Raw genomic sequence first — 23,553 nt, 5'->3', positions numbered from 1 at the left:
GTCAGTTCCGGGGGTCTGTGAGGAAGCCGGTCAGGCGGTCGAAGTACTCCTCCGGCGGCAGGCCGCCCACGGCGTCCGTCACGTTGTGCGTGAGGTACAGCGTGGCGAAGCCGTGGGCCAGGGACCAGGCGGCGATGCCGGTCGTACGGGGGTCGGGGTCCCGGCCCGGCAGCTGCGCCACGCCCGCGCGGAGTCCGGCGGAGGCGCGCTCGCGGGCCGCCGTCAGGTCCGGGTCGTCGGCGCGCAGCAGGTCGGGGGCGAACATGACCTGGAAGTGGGCCGGGTGGTCCGCCGCGAAGCGGACGTAGCGGCGGCCCCGGTCGGCGAGCGAGGTGCCGCCCGCGAGGGCGTCCGCGAGGAGTCCGAAGCCCTGCGCCGCGATGGCGGTCAGGAGGCCCGTGCGGTCGCCGAAGTGGTGGGCCGGGGCCGCGTGGGAGACGCCGGCGCGGCGGGCCAGGTCGCGCAGGCTCAGCGCGCCGGGGCCGTCCGCCGCGATCACCTCCAGGGCCGCCGACAGGACGGCCTGCCGCAGGTCGCCGTGGTGGTACGAGCTCCGCTTCGCGTTGCCGGGTGTCATGGGGCCAGCCTAGCCCTCATCTAGGCATTGACAAGTTCATCGGTGCGGGAGCAATCTTGTCAGTGGAAAGATACGGATGGACACATGGACGGCTGCGCGCCCGTCGCCCGGGAGGACCCCATGGACACCGCTCGCGTACGACAGATGTGGCACCTGCTCGAACCGCTGCACGCCCTGCACTACTACGCCCCCGAGTCCTTCGAGGAGGCCGCCGCCCTCGGGTACGGCACCGACGAGCGCTGGCCCTCCTACTTCGCCTGGCGGGCCGCGCCGCTCGGTGCCGTGGGATCCGCCCGGGTCGCCTCCGCCTTCTACAGCTTCAGCCCCGCCATGGTCGGCCGGTACGTGCCCGCCGCCTGGGAGGTCGCCGCGCCCGGCGACGTACTGGCCGCGCGGCTGCGGGCCGTGGACCGGACGTACCGGGGCCTTTTCGACGTGGCCGGGGTCCGGGAGGCCGCCGGGCTCGCGCGGCGCGCCGCCGAGGCCGCCGCCTCGGACACGGCGGGGCGGCCGCTCGCCGCCGCCCACGCCGAGCTGCCCTGGGCCGACGCGCCCCACCTCGTCCTGTGGCAGGCCGCCACCCTGCTGCGCGAGCACCGGGGGGACGGGCACGTCGCCGCGCTGCTCGCCGCCGGGCTCGACCCGGCCGAGGCGCTGGTGTCCTTCGCCGCGATCGGGGCCGCGCCCGAGGCCGTCTTCGCGAGCCGGGGATGGACGGCGGAGGAGTGGGCGGCCGCGCGGGAGCGGCTGGCCGGGCGGGGACTCCTGGAGGGCGACGGCACCGCCACGCAGGCCGGCCGGGAGCTGCGCGCCGAGGTCGAGCGGCGTACGGACGAACTCGCCGCCGTGCCCTGGGCCGCGCTCGGCACCGACGCCACCGCGCGCCTCGCCGAACTGCTCGGCGGCCCCTGGCTCGCGGCGATCGGCTCGGGCCTGCTGCCGGCGGAGAACACGCTGGGGATCGGGAAGGTCTGAGACCTCCTCCCTTCCGACGCCTCCTCCGTCCGGCTGCGGAAACGATCCTTATCAGGGGTTCTGTGCCTACGATTTCCCCGTGTCGCCCCTCCGGAAGCCGCTCCCCGCCGCCCTTGTCGTCTCCCTCGCTCTCCTCTCCGGATGCTCCTTCCCCGGCGGCCCGGCCTCCGCCGGCTCCGGCGTCAGCCCCTTCCGGAACCCGGACGGTACGAGGCCGGGCCTGGCGCCGGTGACGGCGGAGGCCGACCAGGCGCGGGCGCGGGAGCTCATCGGCGGACTGGCCGTCAAGGGGCGGGGGGCGAGGGAGGGGTACGACCGGGAGGCGTTCGGGTACGCCTGGATGGACAAGGTCGACGACGTGCCGTTCGCCCGCAACGGCTGCGACACCCGCAACGACCTGCTCCGCCGCGACGGCCGGGACCTGCGCTTCCGGTCCGGTTCGAACTGCGTGGTGATCGCGATGACGCTGGTCGACCCCTACACCGGCACCACCATCGACTGGCGCAAGCAGAAGGCCGCCGAGGTCCAGATCGACCACGTCGTCCCGCTCTCGTACGCCTGGCAGATGGGCGCCTCCCGCTGGCCCGCCGCGAAACGGCAGCGGCTCGCCAACGACCCGCTGAACCTCCTCCCGGTCCAGGGCCGCGCCAACGCCGCCAAGGGCGACTCCGGTCCGGCCTCCTGGCTGCCGCCGGCGAAGGGCGTCCGCTGCGCCTACGCCGTCCGCTTCGCGCAGGTGGCGGAGAAGTACGCGCTGCCCGTCACCGCCGCGGACCGGAAGGCGATGCTCCGCCAGTGCGGCGGCTGAGCCGGCCCCGAGTCGTCCGATAATCGGTTGGCTGTTGGCGCGAAGCCTTCTAGTCTGCGCGCATGGACCAGGAACTGACGATCACCACGCTCGCCGAGCGACCCGAACTCGAAGGGCCGATGTGGTCCATGAAGCACCTCTGGCCGGAGTTCATGATGTACGACCCCGTCGGCTGGTCGCACATGGGCCGGATCGTGCGGGAGTTCCCCGAGTACGTGCTGGTGGCCACCGACCCGGACGGCACGCTCGTCGCCCGCGGCTTCAGCGTGCCCTTCGTGCTGGACGCGGAGGGGCGCCGGACGCTGCCCGAGCGGGGCTGGGACGAGGTGCTGCTGTGGGCCTTCTCGGACCTGCGGCACGGCAAGAAGCCCGACACGGTGAGCGCGATCGAGATCACCGTCGACACCGCCTTCCTCGGCAGGGGCGTCTCGCACCGGATGCTCGCCGAGATGCGGGAGAACGCGCGCCGGCTCGGCTTCTCCGAGCTCGTCGCCCCGGTACGCCCCAACGGCAAGCACCTGGAGGCCGCCGCCTCCATCCACGAGTACGCCTTCCGGACCCGCGAGTCCGACGGCCTCCCGCACGACCCGTGGCTGCGCGTCCACGTCCGCGCGGGCGGCCGCATCGAGGCGGTCGCGCCCGCGTCGATGACGGTCTCCGGCTCCCTGGAGCAGTGGCGGAAGTGGACCGGGCTGCCCTTCGACGCCGACGGCCCGGTGGAGGTCCAGGGCGCCCTGGTGCCCGTCCACTGCGAGACCGGGCGCGGGTACGCGGTGTACGTCGAGCCCAACGTGTGGGTGCGGCACCCGATCGCGTGACCCTCCGAGGTGTGGTGCGGCGTCAGGACGTCTTGGTCCAGTCGCCGCAGCCGACCGACTTGAAGTAGCCGTCCGTGGCGGTGATCTTGACGATCGCCGTCCCGGTCACGTTGTCGTTCGCGAGGATCGCGTCCACGCCGTGGCCGGCGTCCTTCGAGCGCTCCCAGTAGCACTCGGCGTCCTCGTTGCCCGCGGACTTGTAGGTGCCGGGGGCCACGTCGACGCCGACCTTGAACATGCCGCCGTCGCCCTTGAGCGCGCTCCCGGGGGTGCCGGTGGCCTTGGGGTCCACGGCCTCCCACGTGCCGCAGCTCGTGGACTTGAAGAACTTGTCGCTCTTCTTGATCTCGACGTAGGCGGTGCCCGTCACGTTGTCGTTGGCGAGGATCGAGTCGAGCTCGCCGGTCGCGTCCTTCAGGCGCTCCCAGTAGCACTCGGCGTCCTTGTTGCCCGTCGAGCGGTAGAGGCCCGGCGTGACGTCGGAGCCGACCTCGAAGTCGCCGTCCCCGTCGATCGTGGCGGCCTTCTTCTCCTCCTTCTTCTCCGGGGCCTTCGACTCCGTTCCCTTCGCGCCGGAACCCGCCGCGCCCGCGTCCTTGGAACCCGACGCCGCCGGGGTGGAGTTCTTCGCCTCCGGCGTGCCCCCGTCCCCAGTCCCGCATCCGCTCAGCGTCGCACCGAGGGCGACGACGACCACGGCCGCTCCGGCGGCGGTGAGGGCCTGGTGACGGGTGAACCGGCTGCGCTGCGTCTGAGACTTCGACATGGCTGTGAACACCTTTCGGGTGTCGAGGGAATTTCCTACGGACTCGGTGTTTCGCTGCCGTAATCACAGCAGAGACTGTGAACCGAGTCAACCATGTTCACAAAGTTCGACTCGGCTCACGCCGTGAACGGGTGCGATCGGTATGCTCAGCGTCCCCAGGTCGTACGAGCACGAGGTCAGGCCGTACGAGCGCGGACACGAGAACGGAGGGTGCAGGTGCCCGAGGACAGCGCTACAGAGGTCACCGCCGCCGGCATCGCCCGGCTCGCGGGCGTCGGCAGGGCCGCCGTCAGCAACTGGCGCCGCCGCCACGCCGACTTCCCCAAGCCCGTGGGGGGCACCGAGACCAGCCCCTCCTTCTCCCTCGCCGAGGTCGAGCAGTGGCTCCGCGAGCAGGGAAAACTCGCCGAGGTCCCGCTCCGCGAGCGCGTCTGGCAGCAGCTCGCGGGACACCCCGCCGGCACCCTCACCGGCCTCGTCCACACCGGCTGCGTCCTGCTCCTCCTCCGCGAGCGCCCCACCGGCCTCGCCCCGCTCGGCGCCCTCCCCGACCCCCGCTTCACCGACGCCCTCCCCGGCCCCCTCGAAGAGGTCCTCACCGCCCGCTTCGGCACCCCGAGGGCCGTGCCCACCCCCAGCGCGGGAGAGCTCGCCCCCGCCGCGCCCCTGCTGCGCGCCGCCGTCGAGCTCGCCGCCGAACTGGGCGGTCCCCGGCAGGCGTTCGAGTTCCTCCTCGGCCGCCACCTGGACGCCAACCCCCGCCAGTACACGCTCACCCCGCCGCCCCTCGCCGAGCTGATGGCCGCCCTCGCCGCCGCCGCGACCGCGAGCGCGGGCGACCCGCCCGCCGCCGTCCTCCTCGACCCCGCCTCCGGCACCGGCGGCCTGCTGCGCGCCGCCGCCCACCCCGCCACGCTCGCCGTCCAGGACGCCGACCCCGAGCTCGCCGCGCTCTCCGCGCTCCGCCTCGCCCTCCACGGCGACGCCGACATCCGCTCCGCCGCAGGGGACACCCTCCGCGCCGACGCCTTCCCCGAGCTGCGCGCCGACACCGTCCTCACCCACCCGCCGTTCAACGAGCGCGCCTGGGGCCACGACGAACTCGCCTACGACCCCCGCTGGGAGTACGGCCTCCCGGCCCGCACCGAGTCCGAACTCGCCTGGGTCCAGCACGCCCTGGCCCGCCTCCGCGACGGCGGCACCGCCGTCCTCCTCATGCCCCCCGCCGTCGCCTCCCGCCGCTCCGGCCGACGCATCCGCGCCGACCTCCTGCGCCGGGGCGCCCTGCGGGCCGTCGTCGCCCTCCCGGCCGGCGCCGCACCCCCGTACGGCATCCCGCTCCACCTCTGGGTCCTGGTCCGCCCCGCCGCCGACCGCCGCCCTCCGGCCGAGGCCCTGTTCGTCGACACCGCAGGACTCGTGCCCGACGCGGGCCGGGACAAGCTCCCCTGGAGCGCCCTGCAGAACGCGGTCCTCGACGCCTGGGCGGGCCGCGCCGCCGACGGAAGCCTCGCCCGCGCGGTTCCCGTCATCGACCTCCTCGACGACGAGGTCGACCTCGCCCCCGCCCGCTACCTCACCGCCCCCGACGCGGGCGGCTCCGCCACCGAACTCGCCACCGTCCGCGAGCGCCTGGACGCCACCCTGCGCCGTACGCTCGCCCTCGCCCCCGCCCCCGAACCCGCCCGCCCCGCGCCCCGCCCCCTCACCACCGTCGGCGAACTCGCCCGCACCGGCGCCCTCCAGCTCCGCACCGGCGGCCAGGGCACCGCCCCCGCGGGCCGCGAGATCCCCGTCCTCACCGAGCACGACGTGCTCACCGGCGCCGCCCCCTCCGGCACCCTCCCGGAGGCGGCCGGCGGCCAGGCGGAGGAGCCGGTCCTCGTCCGCGAGGGCGACGTCGTCGTGCCCGTCCTCGGCGGCGGCCCGTCCGCCCGCGTCGTCGACGCCGCCATCGCGGGCGCCGCCCTCGGCCGCAGCCTCCAGCTGCTGCGCCCCGACCCCGACGCCCTCGACCCCTGGTTCCTCGCCGGCTTCCTGCGCGGCACCGCCAACAACCGGCAGGCCAGCAGCTTCGCCTCGACCGCCACCCGCCTCGACGTACGCCGCCTCCAGCTGCCCCGGCTCCCCCTCGCCGACCAGCGCAGGCACGGCGAGCGGTACCGGTCCCTGGCCGAGTTCGAGGAGGCCCTGAGGCTCACCGCCCGACTGGGCGAACAGCTCGTCCAGGGCCTGTACGACGGCCTCGCGGACGGAAGCGTTCAGCCCGGCTAGCGGCGGGGCTACTCTCGTACCGAGATCAGCCGTCCCTGGGGGGAATTCGCATGTACGGACAGATGCCCGCCGCTCCCGCACCGAGACCCGGCGGCGGCCCGTCCGCCGGGACCGTCGCCGTCCGCGTGCTCCTGACGGCCACCGTCGTCCTCTCCCTCGGCCTGCTCGCCTGGGTCGCGATGCTCCGCCTCGCGATCATGCGCCGCACGCTCCTGGACTGGGTCCTCTTCTGGGCCCAGCTGGCCGCCACGGTCGGCTGCTTCGTCCTCCTCCAGGAGGAGGACGAGAACTCCTGGCAGGTCAACCTCGGGGCGGGCCTGATCCTGGCGATGGCGGCCGGTGTGATCGGCCGCTACCTGGCGGTGGACGTCAAGCACCACCGCACGACCCCGCCCCCGGTGCCGTACCCGCCGCACGCGCCCGCGTACGGGTACCCGCCGGTCAACCCCTCGGTGAACCCGGCGACGGCCGTCACCACCCCGAGCCCCTACACACAGCAGCCCCCGCCCCCCAACCCGTACGCGACCACCCCGACGGCCCCGGCCGCCCCCGTGAACACCCCCACGCCCGCGCCCACCCCGGGGAACGCCCCCACACCCCCGCCCGCCCCCCGCATCGACCAGGTCCGCGCCGAACTGGACGAGCTGAGCGACCTCCTCCGCCGGGAACGGGAAGGGGACAGGTGAACGGCCGGGTCATCGGGGGCCGGTACGAGCTCGCCGCCGTCCTCGGGCAGGGCGGCATGGGCCAGGTGTGGACGGGATACGACACCCGGCTCGACCGCCGGGTCGCGGTCAAGCTGCTCAGCCCCGCCACCCTCACCGGCCCGGCGACCGCCGCCGACGAACTGCGCCGCCGCTTCGTCCGCGAGTGCCGGGTCACCGCCCACGTCGACCACCCCGGCCTGGTCACCGTCCACGACGCCGGAAGCGACGGCGACGACCTGTACCTGGTCATGCAGCACGTGGACGGCGCCGACCTCGCCGACCACCTCGCCGAGAACGACCCGTACCCCTGGGAGTGGGCGGTCTGCGTCGCCGCCCAGCTGTGCGCGGTGCTCGCCGCCGTCCACGCGGTGCCGATCGTCCACCGCGACCTCAAGCCGCGCAACGTGATGGTCCGCCCCGACGGCACCGTCACCGTCCTCGACCTCGGCATCGCCTCCGTCCTCGACGCCGACACCACCCGCCTCACCCACACCGGCGAACCGATCGGCAGCCCCGCGTACATGGCGCCCGAGCAGGCCATGGGCGGTGCCGTCGGCCCCCGGACCGACCTGTACGCGCTCGGCATCCTCCTCCACGAACTCCTCTCCGGGAACGTGCCGTTCGCCGGCTCCACCGCCCTCGGCGTCCTCCACCGCCACCTGCACGAGCCGCCCCTCCCGCTCCGCCAGATCCGCCCCGAGGTCCCCGAGGCCCTGGAGGCCCTCGTTCTGCGCCTCCTCGCCAAGGACCCGGCCGCCCGCCCCTCCGGCGCGCACGAGGTGTACGAGGCGCTGCTGCCGCTGCTGCCCGCGCGCGGCACCCCGTCGGGCCCCATGGACCCCACCCGGCCGTTCCTGCGCCCGCACGCCCCCTGGCCGGCCGCGCCCCGCCCGCCGCGGACCGCCGCCCGCGCGGCCGTCCCCGACCCCCGGGTCTCGACCGCGCCCCCGGCCCCGGCCCCGCCGCCCCCGTCCCCGGCGCCCCGGGGCGTGGACGTGGCGGCGGCGGTGGACGAGGTGAAGCGGCTCCTCGGGGAGGGCGCCCTCACCCAGGCCGTGGACATCCTCGGAGGGATCCTGCCGGCCGCCGCCGCCGAACACGGCGAGGGCTCCCCGGTGGTCCGCATCCTGCGCAAGCAGTACGCCTCCACCCTGATGGACGACGGCCAGTACCGGCGCGCCCTGCCCGAGCTGCGCCGGCTCGCGGCCGACGACCCCGGCAACGCCCAGTTCCGCTACGACATCGCGCTCTGCCTGGAACAGCTCGGCGAGACGGCCGCCGCCCTCGCCGAGTTCCGCGCGGTCCTCCCCGCCTTCGAGCAGGGCCCCGCCCAGGACCCCGGCCGCGCCTTCGACATCCGCCGCCGCGCCGCCCTGCTGCTGACCGCGACCGGCCGCCACGAGGAGGGCAGAGCCGAACTGGACCGCCTCCTCCTCGACGCGGAGCGCCTGTACGGCCCCTACCACCCCCTGGCGGCGGACCTGCGCCGAGCACTGGAGCACCAACGCCAACTGGGCCGCATGGGCTGAGGTGTACGGTCGGAAGGGTGACGCATCCTCAGGTCCAGCTGAACCACACCATCGTCCACTCCTCCGACCGCTCCGCCTCCGCCCGCTTCCTCGCCGGCATCCTCGGCCTCCAGGTGGACGCCCCCTTCGGTCCCTTCCTCCCCGTCGACCTGGCCAACGGCGTGACCCTCGACTTCTACGAGGTCGAGGATGCCGAGGGCCACCCCATCCAGAGCCAGCACTATGCCTTCCTCGTCCAGGACGAGGACTTCGACGCGATGATCGCCCGCCTGGAGGCGGCCGGCATCACGTACTACGCGGACCCGAACCACACCCGCCCGAACGAGGTGAACGACCTCTTCGGCGGCCGGGGCGCGTACTTCGACGACCCCGACGGCCACAACATGGAGATCATGACCGTCCCGTACGCGCGCGCGTAGGGGGCGCAGGGAGGCCGGGGAACCGCCCCGGGAGACAGCGACGTCCTCGGGGGAGTCCACAAGATCGCCCCGGCTCCCGGAGGGCACCCGCCATGACGGCCACCACCACCAGCACCGCCGCCCGCTACCTCTACCTGACCCGGCACGGCGAGGCGTCGTCGGACGAGAGCGAGCTGACGGAGGCGGGGCGGCGGCAGGCCGGGCTCCTGGGGGAGCGGCTGCGCGGGGTACCGCTGTCGGCGATCCACCACGGGCCGCTCGCCCGGGCCGAGCAGACCGCGCGGCTGATCGGCGAGCGGCTCGACGGGGTCCCGCTGTACGCCTCCGAGGCGGCGGGCGACTATGTCCCGTACACGCCCGCCCGCGAGGAACTGCCGCCGGAGACCGCCGACGCCATGCTCGGCTTCCTGCACCAATTCCCGGCCGAGCAGCGCGAGCAGGGCCCGGCGCTGGCAGCGGAGGCGGCCGCGCGGTTCACGGGTCCGGTCGACGGCGACGAACCGCGCCACGAGCTCGTCGTCACCCACAACTTCCTCATCGGCTGGCTCGTCCGCGCCACCCTCGACGCCCCCGCCTGGCGCTGGATGGGCATCAACCACGCCAACGCGGCCCTGACCGTCATCCGTTACGCCCCCGGCCGCCCCCCGGCGCTCCTCCTCTTCAACGACACCGGCCACCTCCCCGCCGACCTCCGCTGGACCGGCTTCCCTCCGGAGCTCCACGTCTGACGGCAGCCGCACCGGGATCACCCGATGTGATGAACTGCCGTCCGTCAAGGACTGCCCAAGAGGGGGAAACATGACCGCCGACGCGTCGGCCCCGCAGACGTCCGATCCCGCGACGCCCGACCCCGCGACCGCCGTCCAGGCGCTCTCCGAGCGGGAGCGGCGGCACGCGAGCCGTGTCACGACGTGGTCGATCGCGTGGTTGATCCTGGCCCTGCTGCTCTGGGGCTGGTTCGCCTTCCTGATGCTCGCCGACTACGGCCCCACGTACGGGGAAAGCGCCAAGTGCCGGGCCCCGCTGGTCGGCCCGCCGTCCGGCGACGTCCTGTGCCGCGACTCGTTGCGGGAGTGGCCCGCGCTGCTCGGCATCGCCGCGCTGGCGACCATCACGAGCGTCGTCGGGGCGGCGACGCGGGTGTACGCCAAGGTCCTCGCCCGCCTGGCGAACGGCGACGAGCTCTTCTGACGGGGCGGCGGGCGGGCGGACGCCCCGTCAGGATCACGACTCCACAACGTGAAGGGAAAGGGAAACCCCATAATCCCGATTGTCTGTTTTGCGGGTTGTAGCGTTCGCGTCTGATCACGTCCACGCCAATCAAGGACCCTCCATTTGGACCAACCCACCCCCCAACCCTCCCACGTCAGCCGAAACCGCGGCGTCACTCTCCCGGGGGAACCTCACCAACTGGGCTGGATTTCAGGGTGGTTGCGTGGCATATGCTCACGCCGACCCCAACTGAAAAAGTTCGACCCCCGGCCGGGACTGGCATCCCGATCGAGGGCCTGACCAACGAGGAAGAAAGAGGCTTCCCGATGGATAACCAGCACTTTAGCGCGCCCTCCGCGCGCGGTGGAGTCATCCACGACAACGTCCCCCTGCCGGACTCCGAATCGACCCGCATCAGCAACGCCCTGCTCCAGGACCCGCGCCTCTCCTTCGTCGCGCGCGGCCTCGGCGGCTTCATCCAGTCGCTGCCCGCCGGAACGAACATCAGCATCCGCGCCCTGGTCGAAGCCGCAGCGGAGGGCGAGGTCCGCGTGGCCGCCGCCCTGCGCGAACTGGAAGCCGCCGGCTACCTCGAACGCACCCGGGTACGCCTCCCCGGCGGCTGCCTGATGACCCGCACGGTCTCGTACAACGTGCCCCGCACGGCGGAGAACGAGCCCCCGGAGCCGGACCCCGACCCGGACCCCGACCCGGGCCGGGAGCCCGCCCCCGAGGAGCCTGAGCCCGCCCTCGTACGCATCCCCGCCCCTGCGCCGGAGACCCCTGCGCCGGAGACCCCTGCGCCGGAGACCCCTGCGCAGGCGGCCCCCACGCCCCCGCAAGCCCCCGCCCCTACCGCTGCCCCAACCTCCGCCCTGCCCGACAACCGCGCCACCCGCCTGCTGCGAGGGCTGTGCCGCGTCGATCCCCGGCTGATGCTGTCGGCCCGGGACATCGCGCGGCTGGCGCCCGCCGTCGAGCGGTGGTTCGCGCAGCGGCTGGACGCCGAGGCCATCACCCGCGCGCTCACGACCTGTCTGCCGGAGCCGATGACGCATCCGAGCGGCCTGCTCGCCCACCGCCTGGCCAACTTCCAGCCCCCGCCCCCGCTTACCCTCCCGACCGCCCCAGGCACAGCCACCCCGCAACCCGTCGCCGAGCACCCCTTCCAGAGCTGCGACGGCTGCGAACGCGCCATTCGAGCCCCGGGTCCCGCCCTCTGCCGCGCCTGCGCGGAAGCCAGGTCCGAGGCACAGGCGGCCTGAGGCCGGACGGCGACCGGCCCCAAGGGTCGTACCACAGCGCGGACGTGGGAAGTGGCCGCCGCCTCAGGAGCGAAGGTCACCGAGGTACGAGCCGCCCGGTTCTACGGCCCCGGCGCCGTCTCGGTCCTTACCCTCCTGGTGCAACGACAGGTCCTGGAAGGCAGGCTGATCCTGGTCCCGCAAGAACTCGACGTGCCCCACAGCCACTCGTCGATCGGCGACACCGCCCGCACGCTGATCGGCGCGAGCCGCGACGGCCAGGCGTACGGCCACGCCCGGCACGTCCCCACCACGGCCCTGTACGGGGAGAGCTGATCCGAACCGCACCGATGAGTTTCACGGCCCGCTGCGGTCCACCCCACAGCGATCGTGACGAAAGGCGATGTGATGAGCTACGCAGAGGTCAACGGCCTGCCCCTGTACTTCGAGGAGCACGGCTCCGGTGAACCCCTGATCCTGCTGCACGGCGGGCTGGGAGCGGGAGAGATGTTCGCACCGCTGGTGCCGGCGCTGTCGGAGCACCGCAGGGTGATCCTGGTCGATCTGCAGGGGCACGGGCGCACGGCGGACGTGGACCGCCCGCTGCGCCCGGAACTGATGGCGGACGACATCGCCGCTCTGATCAAGCACCTCGGCGCCGAGCAAGCCGACCTGCTGGGCTACTCCATGGGCGCGGGCGTCGCACTGCGGGTCGCGGTCCAGCACCCGCGGGTGGTGCGGCGACTCGTGGTCGTCTCCATGCCCTGCCGGCGGGACGGCTGGCACCCGGAAGTCGTGGCGGCGATGGACCGGACGAGTGCCCAGGCCGCCGTCATGATGAAGCAGTCCCCGGCCTACGAGGCGTACTCCCGGCTCGCGCCCAGGCCCCAGGACTGGCCCGTACTGGTCGGCAAGACGGCCGAGCTGGTCCAGCGGGACTACGACTGGAGCGCCGAGATCCCCGCCGTCACCGCGCCGACCCTGCTGGTCTTCGCCGACGCCGACGCCATCCGCCCCGCGCACATGGTGGAGTTCTACGCCCTGCTCGGCGGCGGCCTGAAGGACGCCGGCTTCGACGGTTCGGACCGCTCCACCGCCCAACTGGCCGTGCTGCCCGGCGCGAGCCACTACGACATCCTGGCCCACCCGGCGCTGACGGCCACCGTCACACCGTTCCTGGCCTCCTGACCCGAGCCGACCCGGAACCGCTCCGCAGGGCCTCGGCGACGGGTCCCAGCAGTCGGGAAAGATCCGGCGATCAGGACCGCGCTTCCGGGCGAAGGCCCTGCCGTCCCGATCGAGGACGACCGCACCGACCGCACCGACCGCACCGACCGCCCAGGCCTCCCCCTCGCCGGGCACCGGGATCTCGACACCGTCGTCCACGTCCACGTGAGGCTGATCGCCTGACACAACCTCACTCGACATGGACCTGGCAATCACGCCCCGGCTATGTCGAGGAGGACCTGCGCCAGTTCGCGCGGCCGGGAGAACATCGGCCAGTGGCCGGTGTCCATCTCGACCAGCCGCCAGCGCTCGCCGGCCAACAGCTCGGCCACGTCGTCACTCGGCTCGGGGTCACCGAGCGTGCACTTGACGTACGTCGCGGGGAGGTCGCCGAGCGGCCTTTCCAGCTCGGCGGGTTCGGTCAGCGTCGCACCCGGGTGCGGTGTCGATCCGTCCACGATCCGCGCGATCTGCTCGGCGGTGAGCCCGTGGCCCTCGAAGTGGGCCGCGCTCGCGACCGGCCAGAAGCCTCCGTTCTCGGCGATCGACGCCCTCATCATCGCCCCGCCGTCCGGCCAGGCGGAGACGAACGGTTCACCATCGGCCGGAACACCGGAGTCGAGGAAGACCACCCGCGCCAGCCGGTCGCCGATCCGCTCGGCGGCCTGACCGGCTGGGATGCCCGAGTAGCTGTGCCCCACCAGAACGACTTCACGCAGGTCCTGGCGCTCGACCTCATCGACGATGTCCCGGACATGGGTCTGCTGCCCAGCCGGCACGCCTTGCTTCTCGGCGAGACCGGACAGCGTCAGCGGGTGGACGCCATGACCGGCCGCACGCAGATGCGGCACCACGTCGTCCCATGCCCACGATCCGAGCCGCGCGCCCGCGATGAGTACGAAATTCGCCATGGCCGCACCGTACCGGAGCGGCCCGACAACCATTCCGGAAATACTTTCGATACGCGCTTCGGGCTGCTGCGAGTGCCGATGCGACCGGCTGCCATCTTCCGGAGCCGTGACCGACGCCGCATGATCGGCCGGCAGGTCTAGAACGTTCGGATCGCGAGGCCGAGCACGATCGAGCAGACCGCGAGGCCGGTGACGAGCACGCGGGCCGGGACGGAGAGGCGACGGACGACGGGCGTGCGGAGCAGGCCGATCGGTACGGCCGCGATGCCGATGCAGGTCAGCCCCCAGCGACGGAGCGGGATTCCCTCCGTCGGCCCGATGTCGGCCTTCGCCCACAGTTCCAGGAACCCCAAGAGGCCCAGCAGTTGGAGGGAGAGCGCCCACAACACACCCCCCATCACGGCGATGCCGGTTCCACCACGGCGCGGTGCCGGGCGGCGGGTGCCATAGAGGGTCGCGTATGTATCGGGATTCACGGTCGTCTCCTTCAGAGCAAGATGCCCTCCCATGCTCGGGTCCGGAGCACCCCGCGCCATGGGGACGACCTCTTATCTACGGGCGGGTACGTACTCATCCTCCACAGCACCGCGACCACCGCCGCTGTCCACTCCTCCGGCCCGCGCCGGACCCGTCCCCCGACGATCCCCGGAGACACGGCGGACAACCCTCAGCGGACCACGCGGTAGCGGAGGCAGACGACCTTCGAGCTGAAGGTGCGGGTTCCGACGAGTTCGAGATCCACTCGGCGCCCCTGCTGAGGAAAGAACGGAATGCCGCCGCCGACCAGCACCGGGTGGACCCTGGGCCGGTACTCGTCGATCAGATCCGACGCGGCCGCCTCGGCGGCGAGCGCCGCACCGCCGATCGCGATGTCGCCCTCCCCCGGCTCGGCCCGCAGCCGCGCGATCTCCTCCGCCAGGCCACCGGAGGCCAGGCGGGCAGTGCCCCGCACCGCCGACAGCGTGGTGGAGAACACCACCTTGGGGAGCGCCCTCCAGAGCGCGGCGAACTCGCGCGTCGAGAAGTCGATCGACGGGTTCTGGTCGACGGTCTCCCAGTACAGCATCGTCTCGTACAGCCGCCGCCCCAGCAGATGGACGCCGACCCCTCGCACCTCGTCGGTGGCGAAGCGGAACAGGTCCTCGTCGGGCGCCGTCCAGTCGAAGCCGCCGTCCGGCCCGACGATGTAGCCGTCGAGCGAGACGTTCATCGAATAGGTCACGCTGCGCATCAGAAGCCCTCCTCGGTGACGGATTCGACCGTACGGCCGCCGGTGCGGCGGGGCTCGTCGCGCCGCGCGGGATCCCTCGAAGGGTGGGCTCAGGCGGCGGCGAGGCCTTCCTTGACACTGGCGACGAACGAGCCCCAGGCTCCGGCTTCGAAGAGGAGGGCGGGGCCGGTAGGGGTCTTGCTGTCGCGGACGGGGACGAGGGGGAGGTTGTCGGCGACTTCGAGGCAGGAGCCGGCCTCATCGTTGCTGTACGAGCTCTTGCGCCAAGTGACGGTGCTCAGATCGAGGGCTCGCACTGTGCTTCCTCCAACGCGCGCATGATGAACTTCCGTGAATCCGCCGGGGAAAGGGCCAGATCGCGAGCTCGATCGTAGCGGAGCTGCAACAGGTCCACGTCGGCCGTTCCTTCGATCAGAGTTCCGGAGAAACTGGTCTCCACCCAGGCCACCACGCGGCCGTCTGCGAGCCTCAGGAACGTCACATCGGTGCCGTTCAGCGCGTACAGCCCGGCGGAGTGCGGTACCACCTGGATGGTGACGTTCCGGCGGTCGCCCATCGTGAGCAGATGTTCCAGTTGCTCCTGCCATTGCGCCTGATCCGGCAGCGGCCTGCGCAGCACGGCCTCTGGCAGGATCGTACGGAAGCCGAGGGCGTTGGGCCCTGTCAGCAGCTCTTGTCGCCCTATGCGTGCCTCGACGTGGCGTGTCAGTTCGTCGCCCTCGTAAGTGCCTGTCCCCATCAGCGTGCGTGCGTAGGCCCTGCTTTGAAGTAGGCCCGGGAACACGCCGGCCGCGTGGTTCCAGATGCTGGCCGCCTCTGCCTCCAGCTCGAAGTACTGGCGGTACTTCGCCCGGAACTGCGACTGGTCCCCCGCTGCCAGCTCCCACAACACGAGCAACAGTCCCGGCAACCCGTAATACGTGTCCAGCGCCTGTACGACCTCCGGTCCGCCGATCGTCTCGCCCTTCTCCATCTTGGAGAACAGCGTCGCGTCCCAGCCCAGCGCGGCGCCCAGCGCCCGATAACTCAGCTTGCGTTCCAGCCTGAGCTTCTTCAGCTCCTCCGCGAAACGCTTCCTCGGTTCCTGGCTGCGGCCCGTGACCACCCGCCTCGGCGGCATCGCGCACTCCTTACCGGAACGACGACGGGGAACTACGACCGCGAAACCGGCCTCCCCAGCCTGCCCCGGGTCCATCCTCGACATGCCCCATCACGGAGGGTAATCCAACGGCAGGAGCAGTTGTCATGGAATGCGGCGCTTTCGTGTACGACAAAGTGGCGGGCATGGTAGGGGAGTTCAGAGGACTCGCCGGGCCCTACGCGATGCTCCGCCCCCTCAACGGCGGGCGCGAGTGGCAGGCGGATCCCGCCGATCTCCGGCCCGCCACCCCCGGCGAGCGGATGCGCGCCGGTGTGCGCGCGGCGAACGAGCGGGCGCGGGCGGAGGCGGAGCGCGTACTGGTACCGGATTTGAGCGGCGCCCCGCAGGGCGTGCCGCACTGCACGGCGTGCCTGCTGCTGGTGCGGGAGCGGCGGAAGGCGCGGGTGACGTTCGACTGGAGCGCGGAGACGGACGTGAACGTCCTGCTGCGGCGGCATCTGCGGGAGGAGCACCCGGAGGCCGGGGACGGGGGAGCCGACTGACGGGGAATCCGGGCCTGGGCGCCGTCGTCCTCCGCGCGTAGTGTTCGGGGCGGTCACATCATGTGGGGGAGTGAGGCGCGATGTCCAAGAAGCTTGAGCGGGAGCTGAGTTCGGCGCGAGGTCGGCGGGGCGCGGTCGCGCTCGCAGGCTGTCTGCTCCTCGCCACGGCGACTGCCGCCTGCGCGGGGGCCGAGGGGCCGAAGGGCGAGGAGGCCGCCCCCGTGGCGGTGAAGCCTGCGAGTGCCGAGAAGGCGGTCGACGCGGCTCCCGCCGTGATGATGACCCGAGGGGCCGACGACCCCTTCCCCGGGCTCTACGCCCACCTTTCCGGGACCCTCGTGGTCACCGAGGGCGAGTGCGTAGCAGTGAGGACCGCCCAGAGCGGGGAGCTGGTGCCGATCGCTTGGGGGCACGGCTGGTCGACCCGTGAGGAGAACGGCAAGGCGGCCGTGTACGACGCCGACGGCAGACTCCTCGGCCGGGAGGGCGACACGGTGGGCCTGGGCGGCGGGTTCGCGGGAGGGTTCGCCGACCATCCGTGTGCCACCGGGCAGGTCTTCTCCGCCAACGACTCCCAAGCCACCAGGTGAGCGGCGTCTCCGGCGGCGCCTATGAGGTCCGGCACGGCTGGAGTGCCCCGGCGGTGAGAGGGGCGCTGCTGTCCCTGCTCCTCCTCGGGCTCGCCTTCGTCCCGGGGCCTCCGGGCTGGGCCGCCGCCGTGCTCGGTGTCATGGGGGCGGTGTGCTTCCTGGCGATCGCCGTGCCGGCCTGCTCGCGGCGGGCGGCTCTCCGCGTCGGCCCGGAAGGCGTGACGCTGGGCGGCATGCCTTTCGGCGGCCGGACCGAGTACCTGGCCTGGGCGGAGGTCGCGTCCGTCGAGCTGTGGACGGAGCGGTCGCACCGCGTGCTGAAGACGCCGTACCTCGGGGTGCGGCACAGGACGGGATCCGAGCCCCCGCCCGTTCCTCCGTCGGACGTGCCCGTGCTCCGGCAGATCGACGCGTACCTGGCCACGCATGTTCCCGCCGAGTTCGTGGAGGCGTTCCGCGGCACCGTCCTGTCCAGCCGCGTGACCACCCTGTGGCCCGTGGACTCCGTCCGGCTGAAGGCGGCGGTCCGGGCTTTCGCCCCCGAGGTCCGGCTCTTCGACCGCCTGGAGGAGGCGCCTCCTAGGTGAGGAGGAGCGTGGTGCACACGGTCAGGAAGCCGAGCCCGAAGAGGGTGATCACCCCGCCCCAGACGCGTATGTATGCGCGGGCTTCCGGCCTGCGGCGGTAGGCGTCCATAGCGGGGTTCCCCAGGCCCAGCCGGCCGAAGACCCGCAGGAGGGACGGTTCGGCGAACGCGGGGTTGAGATACGTGTCCACGATCCGCCAGGTGACGCCGCGCCAGTCGGCCAGCAGCGCGAGCCCGGCCAGGGTGACCCCGCCCCCCACCAGCATCATCGCGATCAGGATCATGCGCCCCCTCCGAAGCCGGCCGATATCGGATGTCGGATATCCGATATCGGATATTGGATCCGGATATTGGATATCGGATACGGACGGAGACCGGGCGGGCCTCCGCCTCGCCGGTCATCCTGTCATCTCGCGGGTGCCTCCCCGCCCGCCGTCGGCCCGCACCCGCACCCACAGCAACCACAGGACCAGGACCACCAGCGCCGCCGCCCCCGCCGCCAGGCCGGCCGTCAGGCCCGGTGGGCGGAAGGTGCAGCTGACGGTGGTCGCTCCGGCCGGGCGGACGGCGAGCAGGCCCGCGTACGACTCCGGCTCCCGGCCCTGGCAGGTCCAGCCGGGGATCGCCGGGGCGGCCACCACGGCCGTGCCGTCGGTGCCGGCGGGGAGGCGGGCGGTGAGGGTCGTGCCGTGGACGTCCACCGAGACCGCGGCCTGCTTCCGCAGGGTCTCCACGGCCGCCCGCAGGCGGGTGTGGTCCAGGCAGCCGATCTGCGCCGGGCCCTTGCCGGGAGGGGCGTACGCGCGCGTGGCGGGGGTTTTCTGGAAGCCCAGGGACACCATCGCCGCCCGGCGCTTCGGGCCTCCGCCGAGGAGGCGGACGGGGGCGGCCGCGCCCAGGCGGGCCGCCCCCGTCCGCTCCGGGGCCCAGAGGAAGACCTCCGTGCCCACGGGGCAGGGGGCGGCCGGTGCTGGGTGGGTGTACACCTCGGCGCCCAGGAGGAGTTCCTGGTTGCGGTACGGGTCCCGGTCCAGGGTCGGCGCCGGGGTCGGGGCCGGAGGTCGTACCGTCACCAGGGGGAGGCTCGTGTCCGTGCGGACCAGCTCTCCCGCTCGCCAGCGGGCGCCCACCGCGAACAACGCGTCCGTCACCGGGTTGTCGAGGGTCTGGAGGTTGCGGCCCCGGGAGGTCCAGCCGCCGCCGAGGGCGGTGAGGAGCTCGGTGAGGACGGCGGGGGTGTGGCTGCTGTAGTACGCGGCGCCCTGGCCGCCCAGGAGGAGCGGGTCGTTGCCCGCGACGCCGGGGAGGCCCGGGTCCGTGCGGTACGCGGGCCAGGCGTCGGCCGCCGCCAGGGTCGCCGCGCGGCGCTCCTGCCCCGGTCCGTACGGCGGGTAGTCGTCGAGGTGCCCCAGGCGTTCGCGGTCCGCGTACGCCGTCGTCGCGGCGGCCTGGCCCAGGAGCGTGCCTGTGATGAGGAGCGCGGTGAGGGCTGCGTACCGGCCTCGGCGGGGGAGTGCGAGGGCGGCCGTGACCGCCGCGAGGCCGGTGACGGCCAGGAGGAGTGCCGGGCGGGTGGCCAGGTCGCTCGGGAGGGCGGCGGCGGTGAGCGCGAGGACCACCGCGCTGCCCGCCGCCAAGGGGCGCCGGGTGGGCGGGCCGTGGGTGAGGGCGGCGTACGCGGCGACCGTCAGCAGGCCGCACAGGACGAAGGTCTGGCGGTACGGGCTGCCGTTCGGCGTGGCGAAGAGGTGCCACACCAGGTGCGTCGGGCCCCACTGGAGGGAGACGGCCACGCCCAGGACGAGGCCGGGCCACACCCACCGCTCCCGGCGCGGGACCTCCCGCCGGAAGGCGAGCGTCGCCGCGAGCAGCAGGACCGGTGTGGCGATGAAGGCGGCCGGGGTGGAGAAGCCGTACGTTCCCGGCAGCAGCCGGGCCAGTACGTCGGCCGTGTCCGCCGGCACGAAGTCCCGTACCACGCCCGGGTGCGCCTGCCGGGTCGACAGGAGGACGGGGGCGAGGAGGGGCGCGGCCAGGCCGATGCCGAGGAGCGTGGTGGCGGCGGCCCGGAGCGGAACCACGGGACGGAAGCGGTCCGTCGTCGCCAGACGGGCCAGGAGGAAGAGGGCCGCGCCCAGGGTCGCCATATAGGCGGTGTAGAAGTTCGCCGTCCAGCAGACCGTCACCGTCAGGACGGAGAGGAGCGGGCGGACGCCCTCCCGGGACCACTCCGCGACCAGGCACAGGAGCGGGAAGGCGATCAGGCCGTCCAGCCACATCGGGTTGTACGTGGCCTCCACCAGCGACCAGCCGCACAGGGCGTACGCCGCGCCCAGGACCGCCGGCCACCACCAGGCCGGGGCGGTCGACAGGCGGCGGAGGAGGAACGCGGTCGCGGCCGCCGCCAGGGCCGTCTTCAGGAGGGTGAGGGCGTAGACGGCGTACTCGATGTCGGCGCGGGGGGCCAGGGCCACCAGCGGGGCCAGGGGGCTCGACAGGTAGGTGCCGTAGTCGGGGAGGAAGGCCGTGCCCCAGCCCGCCTGCCAGTTCAGCAGGAGGTTGCCGTCGGCGCGGCCGTGCAGCAGGTCCCACAGGTGGGCGTGGAAGGGGACGAACTGGTTCGCCAGGTCGTTCACCGAGCGGTGGCGCGGGCCGAAGGGAAAGGTCCGGGCGATCGCGTCACCGGTGACGACGGCGGCGAGGGTGAGCAGGGCGGCCAGGGCGGAGGCGGCGGCGGTGGCCCTGCGGGGGCGAGGAGGGCCCTGGCGCGGCGGGGCCCCCTGTTGCGGAGTCTCCTGCGGCGGGGTGGCGGGTCTTGGCATCAGCTGTCGCATGGCGATTCGAATATGGCAGCGCCGGCGTGGAGAACCGGTGTCCGACGGGCGTCCGGCGGGGCAGTTCACGCGATGGCCGCCTCCCCGTCACCCCCGTGGGGCGGGCGGGTCACCGGGCCGCCCTTGGGTGTCGGATGTGCTGCTCTCTCTCGTCGTCCCCTGTTTCAACGAGGAGGACGTCCTCACCCGCTTCCACCGTCACGTGACGCGGGAACTCGGCTCCCTGGAAGGGGACTTCGAGATCGTCTACGTGGACGACGGAAGCCGCGACCGGACCCTCCCCCTCCTGCGGGACCTCGCCGCGGCCGACCCCGCCCGGGTCCGCTTCGTCTCCTTCAGCCGCAACTTCGGCAAGGAGGCCGCGATGCTCGCCGGGCTGCGGCACGCCGCCGGGGACGCCGTCGTGATCATGGACGCGGACCTCCAGCACCCGCCCGAGCTGGTGCACCGGATGGTCGCGCTGCACGCCGAGGGGTACGACCAGGTCGTCGCCCGCCGCACCCGCGAGGGCGACCGGGTGACCCGTACGCTCACCGCCCGCCTCTACTACCGGGCGATCAACCGGCTCGTCGACGTCGAACTCGTCGACGGCGTCGGTGACTTCCGGCTCCTGTCCCGGCGTACGGTCGACGCGGTCCTCGGCCTCGGGGAGTACAACCGCTTCTCCAAGGGGCTCTTCTCCTGGGTGGGGTTCCGGACCACGACCTTCGCCTACGAGAACGCGGTGCGCGAGGAGGGCCGGTCCAAGTGGACCTTCGGCAAGCTCCTCAACTACGGGCTCGACGGGCTGCTCTCCTTCAACAACAAGCCGCTGCGCGCCGCCGTCTACCTCGGGCTCCTCCTCGTCTCCGTCGCCTTCGCGTACGCCGGCTGGATCGTCGTCGACGCGCTCGCCCACGGCGTCGACACGCCCGGTTACGTGACCCTGCTCGTCGCCGTCACCGCCCTCGCCGGCGTCCAGATGGTCATGGTGGGCCTGATCGGCGAATACGTGGGCCGCATCTACTACGAGGTGAAGCGCAGGCCCCACTACCTGGTGGCCGAGACGCACGCGGGCCGCGAGACGGAAGGGGGCCGCGAGACGGAAGGGGGCCGGGGCGACACCCGGGCGGCGGGTGCGTCGTTGTGGGAGACGGTCGTCCGGAAGTGACCGCCGTGGCCCCCGTGACGCGGTGACGGGCAAGTTGTCGCTGCGAAGTGGTGGCTACGGACCCGGCGACTCCCTACCATCGATCACCGCAAGGTCGTCCAACTGACGCACGACCAGCCCGGGAGGCTCCTTTGCACCGCCGCGACCGCGCCCGCCGCCACGACAGCCCCGCACGCCGCCGCACCGCGCTTGCGCTCTCCGCCGCGCTCCTCGCCGCGGCCCCCCTGCTCACCGCGTGCGGCGGCGAGGCCCACCCAGGGGCCGCGGCCGTCGTCGGAGGCGAGCGGATCGACGTCTCCAGCCTCCAGGCCCAGGTCAAGGCGGCCCGGGACGCGCAGGCCACGTCCCCGCAGTCCGCCCAGATGATCGCCGCGACCGGCGATCTCGGCCGGCAGAAGCTCAACGGCATGATCTTCGACCGGATCCTCGCGAAGGTCGCCGACGAGCAGGGCGTCACCGCGAGCCGCGCCGAGCTCCAGGAGACCCGCGCGGCCTTCGTCCGCGAGAACGGCGGCGAGGAGCGCCTGGAGGCCGTCCTCCTCCAGCAGCAGGGCGTCGCCCCCGGCCAGATCGACGACGTCGTCCGCCGCAACGTCCTCATGACGAAGATCATCGATAAGCTGGGCATCACCGAGACCCCCGAGGGCCAGCAGAAGCTCCAGGAACTCTTCGCCGCCGCGTCGAAGTCCCTCGACATCGACGTGAACCCCCGCTACGGCGCCTGGGACGACGCCAAGGTCCAGCTCGACGCGGGCACCGGGACGACGCCCTGGTTGCTGCGGGTCACCCAGGACCAGGGGGCGGAACAGCTTCCGGGCTGAGGCCGCGCGCAGGGCCGGGGCGCCCAGGCCGGAGGGGGCGTGCGAACCGCCCCCGGCCCGTGCCCGCGCCCGAGGTAGGTTCGGAGGGTGACTTCCGAGAATCCCGGCCGCGTCGTTCTGCTCACCGCCAGCCACCGGGTGGCGCCCGGGCTGCTGTCCTGGCCCGCCTGGCAGGCGCTGCGGAGCGCCGACCGGGTCCTCTGCCCGGACGAGCACCACCCCCAGCTGCCGTACCTGCGGGAGGCGGGCGTCGCCGTCGAGCACGCCCGGCCCGCCGCGGAGGAGCTGGTCGCCGCCTGCGCCGGAGGCCGTACCGTGCTCGTCCTGCCCTCCGGCGAGGGCGACCGCGCCCTCACCGACGGGCTCGCGCGGCTCGCCGGGTCCGGCCGCACCGCCATGCCCGACCTGGAGCTGCTGCCCGGCTCGTACGACCTCCCCGGCGCCCGGCTCCTCGACCTCGTCCAGGTCATGGACGTCATCCGGCGCCAGTGCCCCTGGTCCTCGCTCCAGACGCACCAGGGGCTCGCCAAGTACGCCATCGAGGAGGCGTACGAGCTCGTCGAGGCGATCGAGGCCGGCGACCGGCACGAGCTGCGTGAGGAGCTGGGGGACGTCCTCCTCCAGGTCGTCTTCCACGCGCGGATCGCCGAGGAGGACGCCGAGGAGCCGTTCTCCGTCGACGACGTGGCCGGCACCCTCGTCGAGAAGCTGATCCAGCGCCACCCGCACATCTTCGGCGACGAGACCGCCGAGACCCCCGAGGACGTCCGCGCCCACTGGCTGCGCGCCAAGGCCGTCGAGAAGGGGCGGGAGTCCGTGACCGACGGCGTGCCGGTCGGGCAGCCGGGCCTCGCGCTCGCCGCGAAGCTCGCGAGCCGCGTCCGCACGGCGGGCCTCGACGTGCCCCTCCCGAAGGGCCACGGCATCGGCTACGACCTGCTGGCCCTCGCGGCCCGCGCCGAGTCCGAGGGCGTCGACCCGGAGGCGGCCCTCCGCGCGGCGGCCCGCGCGTACCGGGACGCGATCCGGGCGGCGGAGGGGCTGTGAGCGGGACGGGGGAGGACGGGGCCTGGCGGGAGCGCGACTTGGGGGCCGGCTGGCTGGCACTCCCCCTGATCTCCTTCGTCTGGACGGCGGCGAGCAGTGGGTACGCCCCCTGGCAGCGGGGGTCTCCGGCGCTCTGGCCGTCGCCACCGTGGGGGTGCTCCTGCGGGACGCGCTCCGGCGGCG

The 23,553-nt window shown here is 73.3% G+C and carries 27 protein-coding genes; 18 read left to right on the top strand and 9 right to left on the bottom strand.

Annotated elements, in window-relative coordinates; all coding sequences use genetic code 11:
• Position 1 precedes the first annotated feature (1 nt).
• Complete coding sequence (locus tag QK442_RS06435; RefSeq protein ID WP_282692859.1) at positions 2-577, bottom strand: TetR/AcrR family transcriptional regulator; 576 nt, start codon at positions 575-577, stop codon at positions 2-4.
• Between the two features lie 120 nt (positions 578-697).
• Between QK442_RS06435 and QK442_RS06430 the strand changes: the two genes are divergently transcribed.
• From QK442_RS06430 to QK442_RS06420, 3 genes are all read left to right on the top strand, one after another.
• Positions 698-1,552: a hypothetical protein gene (locus tag QK442_RS06430; protein WP_282692858.1), complete on the top strand. Its 855-nt coding sequence runs from the start codon at positions 698-700 to the stop codon at positions 1,550-1,552.
• A gap of 79 nt (positions 1,553-1,631) precedes the next feature.
• Entirely contained in the window at positions 1,632-2,360 is a 729-nt protein-coding gene (locus QK442_RS06425; RefSeq protein ID WP_282692857.1) for an HNH endonuclease family protein, read from the top strand.
• Positions 2,361-2,422: 62 nt separating this feature from the next.
• Positions 2,423-3,178 carry an N-acetyltransferase gene (locus tag QK442_RS06420; protein WP_282692856.1) on the top strand — a complete coding sequence of 252 codons (756 nt, stop codon included), beginning with the start codon at positions 2,423-2,425 and terminating at the stop codon, positions 3,176-3,178.
• Between the two features lie 22 nt (positions 3,179-3,200).
• On the opposite strand, the gene QK442_RS06415 is transcribed toward QK442_RS06420, so the two are convergent.
• Complete coding sequence (locus tag QK442_RS06415) at positions 3,201-3,944, bottom strand: hypothetical protein (protein ID WP_282692855.1); 744 nt, start codon at positions 3,942-3,944, stop codon at positions 3,201-3,203.
• 216 nt (positions 3,945-4,160) lie between these two features.
• Between QK442_RS06415 and QK442_RS06410 the strand changes: the two genes are divergently transcribed.
• The 9 genes from QK442_RS06410 (at position 4,161) to QK442_RS06370 (ending at position 12,517) form a co-directional block, all read left to right on the top strand.
• Positions 4,161-6,218 (top strand): N-6 DNA methylase, encoded by a 2,058-nt coding sequence (locus tag QK442_RS06410; RefSeq protein WP_282692854.1) that lies wholly within the window; start codon positions 4,161-4,163, stop codon positions 6,216-6,218.
• A 50-nt stretch (positions 6,219-6,268) separates the two neighbouring features.
• On the top strand, positions 6,269-6,904 hold the full coding sequence (locus QK442_RS06405) for a hypothetical protein (protein WP_282692853.1): 636 nt from the start codon (positions 6,269-6,271) through the stop codon (positions 6,902-6,904).
• Complete coding sequence (locus tag QK442_RS06400; protein ID WP_282692852.1) at positions 6,901-8,454, top strand: serine/threonine-protein kinase; 1,554 nt, start codon at positions 6,901-6,903, stop codon at positions 8,452-8,454. The genes QK442_RS06405 and QK442_RS06400 overlap by 4 nt, the downstream gene beginning before the upstream one ends.
• A 17-nt stretch (positions 8,455-8,471) precedes the next feature.
• On the top strand, positions 8,472-8,873 hold the full coding sequence (locus QK442_RS06395; RefSeq protein ID WP_282692851.1) for a VOC family protein: 402 nt from the start codon (positions 8,472-8,474) through the stop codon (positions 8,871-8,873).
• 92 nt (positions 8,874-8,965) lie between these two features.
• Positions 8,966-9,601 carry a histidine phosphatase family protein gene (locus QK442_RS06390; RefSeq protein WP_282692850.1) on the top strand — a complete coding sequence of 212 codons (636 nt, stop codon included), beginning with the start codon at positions 8,966-8,968 and terminating at the stop codon, positions 9,599-9,601.
• Between the two features lie 70 nt (positions 9,602-9,671).
• Positions 9,672-10,064 carry a hypothetical protein gene (locus QK442_RS06385; protein WP_282692849.1) on the top strand — a complete coding sequence of 131 codons (393 nt, stop codon included), beginning with the start codon at positions 9,672-9,674 and terminating at the stop codon, positions 10,062-10,064.
• Between the two features lie 347 nt (positions 10,065-10,411).
• A complete protein-coding gene (locus tag QK442_RS06380; RefSeq protein ID WP_282692848.1) occupies positions 10,412-11,350 on the top strand; it encodes a helix-turn-helix domain-containing protein in 939 nt (312 codons plus the stop codon).
• A gap of 51 nt (positions 11,351-11,401) precedes the next feature.
• On the top strand, positions 11,402-11,665 hold the full coding sequence (locus QK442_RS06375; protein WP_282692847.1) for a hypothetical protein: 264 nt from the start codon (positions 11,402-11,404) through the stop codon (positions 11,663-11,665).
• Between the two features lie 72 nt (positions 11,666-11,737).
• Positions 11,738-12,517 carry an alpha/beta hydrolase gene (locus QK442_RS06370; protein ID WP_282692846.1) on the top strand — a complete coding sequence of 260 codons (780 nt, stop codon included), beginning with the start codon at positions 11,738-11,740 and terminating at the stop codon, positions 12,515-12,517.
• Between the two features lie 251 nt (positions 12,518-12,768).
• Here the strand turns inward: QK442_RS06370 and QK442_RS06365 are convergent, their stop codons facing one another.
• The 5 genes from QK442_RS06365 to QK442_RS06345 form a co-directional block, all read right to left on the bottom strand.
• The gene (locus QK442_RS06365; protein WP_282692845.1) at positions 12,769-13,467 is read right to left on the bottom strand and encodes an alpha/beta hydrolase; all 699 of its coding nucleotides are present in this window, start codon (positions 13,465-13,467) and stop codon (positions 12,769-12,771) included.
• A 137-nt stretch (positions 13,468-13,604) separates the two neighbouring features.
• Positions 13,605-13,943, bottom strand: a complete 339-nt coding sequence (locus tag QK442_RS06360; protein WP_282692844.1) for a hypothetical protein — start codon at positions 13,941-13,943, stop codon at positions 13,605-13,607.
• A gap of 191 nt (positions 13,944-14,134) precedes the next feature.
• On the bottom strand, positions 14,135-14,698 hold the full coding sequence (locus tag QK442_RS06355) for a dihydrofolate reductase family protein (RefSeq protein WP_282692843.1): 564 nt from the start codon (positions 14,696-14,698) through the stop codon (positions 14,135-14,137).
• An 89-nt stretch (positions 14,699-14,787) separates the two neighbouring features.
• A complete protein-coding gene (locus QK442_RS06350; protein WP_282692842.1) occupies positions 14,788-14,994 on the bottom strand; it encodes a DUF397 domain-containing protein in 207 nt (68 codons plus the stop codon).
• Positions 14,976-15,818 (bottom strand): helix-turn-helix transcriptional regulator, encoded by an 843-nt coding sequence (locus QK442_RS06345; RefSeq protein WP_282692841.1) that lies wholly within the window; start codon positions 15,816-15,818, stop codon positions 14,976-14,978. The genes QK442_RS06350 and QK442_RS06345 overlap by 19 nt, the downstream gene beginning before the upstream one ends.
• Positions 15,819-15,982: 164 nt before the next feature.
• Here QK442_RS06345 and QK442_RS06340 point away from each other — a divergent pair, with 164 nt between their 5' ends.
• The 3 genes from QK442_RS06340 (at position 15,983) to QK442_RS06330 (ending at position 17,519) form a co-directional block, all read left to right on the top strand.
• Positions 15,983-16,342 (top strand): hypothetical protein, encoded by a 360-nt coding sequence (locus QK442_RS06340; protein ID WP_282692840.1) that lies wholly within the window; start codon positions 15,983-15,985, stop codon positions 16,340-16,342.
• A gap of 80 nt (positions 16,343-16,422) precedes the next feature.
• A complete protein-coding gene (locus QK442_RS06335) occupies positions 16,423-16,932 on the top strand; it encodes a hypothetical protein (protein ID WP_282692839.1) in 510 nt (169 codons plus the stop codon).
• On the top strand, positions 16,929-17,519 hold the full coding sequence (locus QK442_RS06330; RefSeq protein WP_282692838.1) for a hypothetical protein: 591 nt from the start codon (positions 16,929-16,931) through the stop codon (positions 17,517-17,519). Before QK442_RS06335 ends, QK442_RS06330 begins: the two co-directional genes overlap by 4 nt.
• Here the strand turns inward: QK442_RS06330 and QK442_RS06325 are convergent.
• Together QK442_RS06325 and QK442_RS06320 are read right to left on the bottom strand one after the other, a co-directional pair.
• Complete coding sequence (locus QK442_RS06325; protein WP_282692837.1) at positions 17,512-17,802, bottom strand: hypothetical protein; 291 nt, start codon at positions 17,800-17,802, stop codon at positions 17,512-17,514. The genes QK442_RS06330 and QK442_RS06325 overlap by 8 nt on opposite strands.
• Positions 17,803-17,916: 114 nt before the next feature.
• Complete coding sequence (locus QK442_RS06320; protein ID WP_282692836.1) at positions 17,917-20,352, bottom strand: YfhO family protein; 2,436 nt, start codon at positions 20,350-20,352, stop codon at positions 17,917-17,919.
• Positions 20,353-20,488: 136 nt separating this feature from the next.
• Between QK442_RS06320 and QK442_RS06315 the strand changes: the two genes are divergently transcribed.
• The 3 genes from QK442_RS06315 to QK442_RS06305 all read left to right on the top strand — a co-directional run bounded on the left by QK442_RS06315 (position 20,489) and on the right by QK442_RS06305 (position 23,370).
• On the top strand, positions 20,489-21,502 hold the full coding sequence (locus QK442_RS06315) for a glycosyltransferase family 2 protein (protein WP_282692835.1): 1,014 nt from the start codon (positions 20,489-20,491) through the stop codon (positions 21,500-21,502).
• A gap of 131 nt (positions 21,503-21,633) precedes the next feature.
• Entirely contained in the window at positions 21,634-22,323 is a 690-nt protein-coding gene (locus QK442_RS06310; protein WP_282692834.1) for a SurA N-terminal domain-containing protein, read from the top strand.
• Positions 22,324-22,410: 87 nt separating this feature from the next.
• The gene (locus QK442_RS06305) at positions 22,411-23,370 is read left to right on the top strand and encodes a nucleoside triphosphate pyrophosphohydrolase (protein ID WP_282692833.1); all 960 of its coding nucleotides are present in this window, start codon (positions 22,411-22,413) and stop codon (positions 23,368-23,370) included.
• Positions 23,371-23,553: the final 183 nt, after the last annotated feature.

The organism is Streptomyces sp. CC208A, assembly GCF_030010625.1.
Taxonomy (GTDB): Bacteria; Actinomycetota; Actinomycetes; order Streptomycetales; family Streptomycetaceae; genus Streptomyces.
The sequence above is the reverse complement of the archived record's forward strand: the minus strand, read 5'-3'. Positions and strand labels throughout refer to the sequence as shown.

What these genes read in the sequence shown, in the direction of transcription:
- QK442_RS06370 (WP_282692846.1), top strand. Translation starts at nt 11,738, where the DNA reads ATGAGCTACGCAGAGGTCAACGGCCTGCCCCTGTACTTCGAGGAGCAC.
- QK442_RS06340 (WP_282692840.1), top strand. Translation starts at nt 15,983, where the DNA reads ATGGTAGGGGAGTTCAGAGGACTCGCCGGGCCCTACGCGATGCTCCGC.
- QK442_RS06320 (WP_282692836.1), bottom strand. Translation starts at nt 20,352, where the DNA reads ATGCGACAGCTGATGCCAAGACCCGCCACCCCGCCGCAGGAGACTCCG.
- QK442_RS06385 (WP_282692849.1), top strand. Translation starts at nt 9,672, where the DNA reads ATGACCGCCGACGCGTCGGCCCCGCAGACGTCCGATCCCGCGACGCCC.
- QK442_RS06355 (WP_282692843.1), bottom strand. Translation starts at nt 14,698, where the DNA reads ATGCGCAGCGTGACCTATTCGATGAACGTCTCGCTCGACGGCTACATC.
- QK442_RS06390 (WP_282692850.1), top strand. Translation starts at nt 8,966, where the DNA reads ATGACGGCCACCACCACCAGCACCGCCGCCCGCTACCTCTACCTGACC.
- QK442_RS06380 (WP_282692848.1), top strand. Translation starts at nt 10,412, where the DNA reads ATGGATAACCAGCACTTTAGCGCGCCCTCCGCGCGCGGTGGAGTCATC.
- QK442_RS06405 (WP_282692853.1), top strand. Translation starts at nt 6,269, where the DNA reads ATGTACGGACAGATGCCCGCCGCTCCCGCACCGAGACCCGGCGGCGGC.
- QK442_RS06345 (WP_282692841.1), bottom strand. Translation starts at nt 15,818, where the DNA reads ATGCCGCCGAGGCGGGTGGTCACGGGCCGCAGCCAGGAACCGAGGAAG.
- QK442_RS06325 (WP_282692837.1), bottom strand. Translation starts at nt 17,802, where the DNA reads ATGATCCTGATCGCGATGATGCTGGTGGGGGGCGGGGTCACCCTGGCC.
- QK442_RS06430 (WP_282692858.1), top strand. Translation starts at nt 698, where the DNA reads ATGGACACCGCTCGCGTACGACAGATGTGGCACCTGCTCGAACCGCTG.
- QK442_RS06365 (WP_282692845.1), bottom strand. Translation starts at nt 13,467, where the DNA reads ATGGCGAATTTCGTACTCATCGCGGGCGCGCGGCTCGGATCGTGGGCA.
- QK442_RS06415 (WP_282692855.1), bottom strand. Translation starts at nt 3,944, where the DNA reads ATGTCGAAGTCTCAGACGCAGCGCAGCCGGTTCACCCGTCACCAGGCC.
- QK442_RS06420 (WP_282692856.1), top strand. Translation starts at nt 2,423, where the DNA reads ATGGACCAGGAACTGACGATCACCACGCTCGCCGAGCGACCCGAACTC.
- QK442_RS06335 (WP_282692839.1), top strand. Translation starts at nt 16,423, where the DNA reads ATGTCCAAGAAGCTTGAGCGGGAGCTGAGTTCGGCGCGAGGTCGGCGG.
- QK442_RS06435 (WP_282692859.1), bottom strand. Translation starts at nt 577, where the DNA reads ATGACACCCGGCAACGCGAAGCGGAGCTCGTACCACCACGGCGACCTG.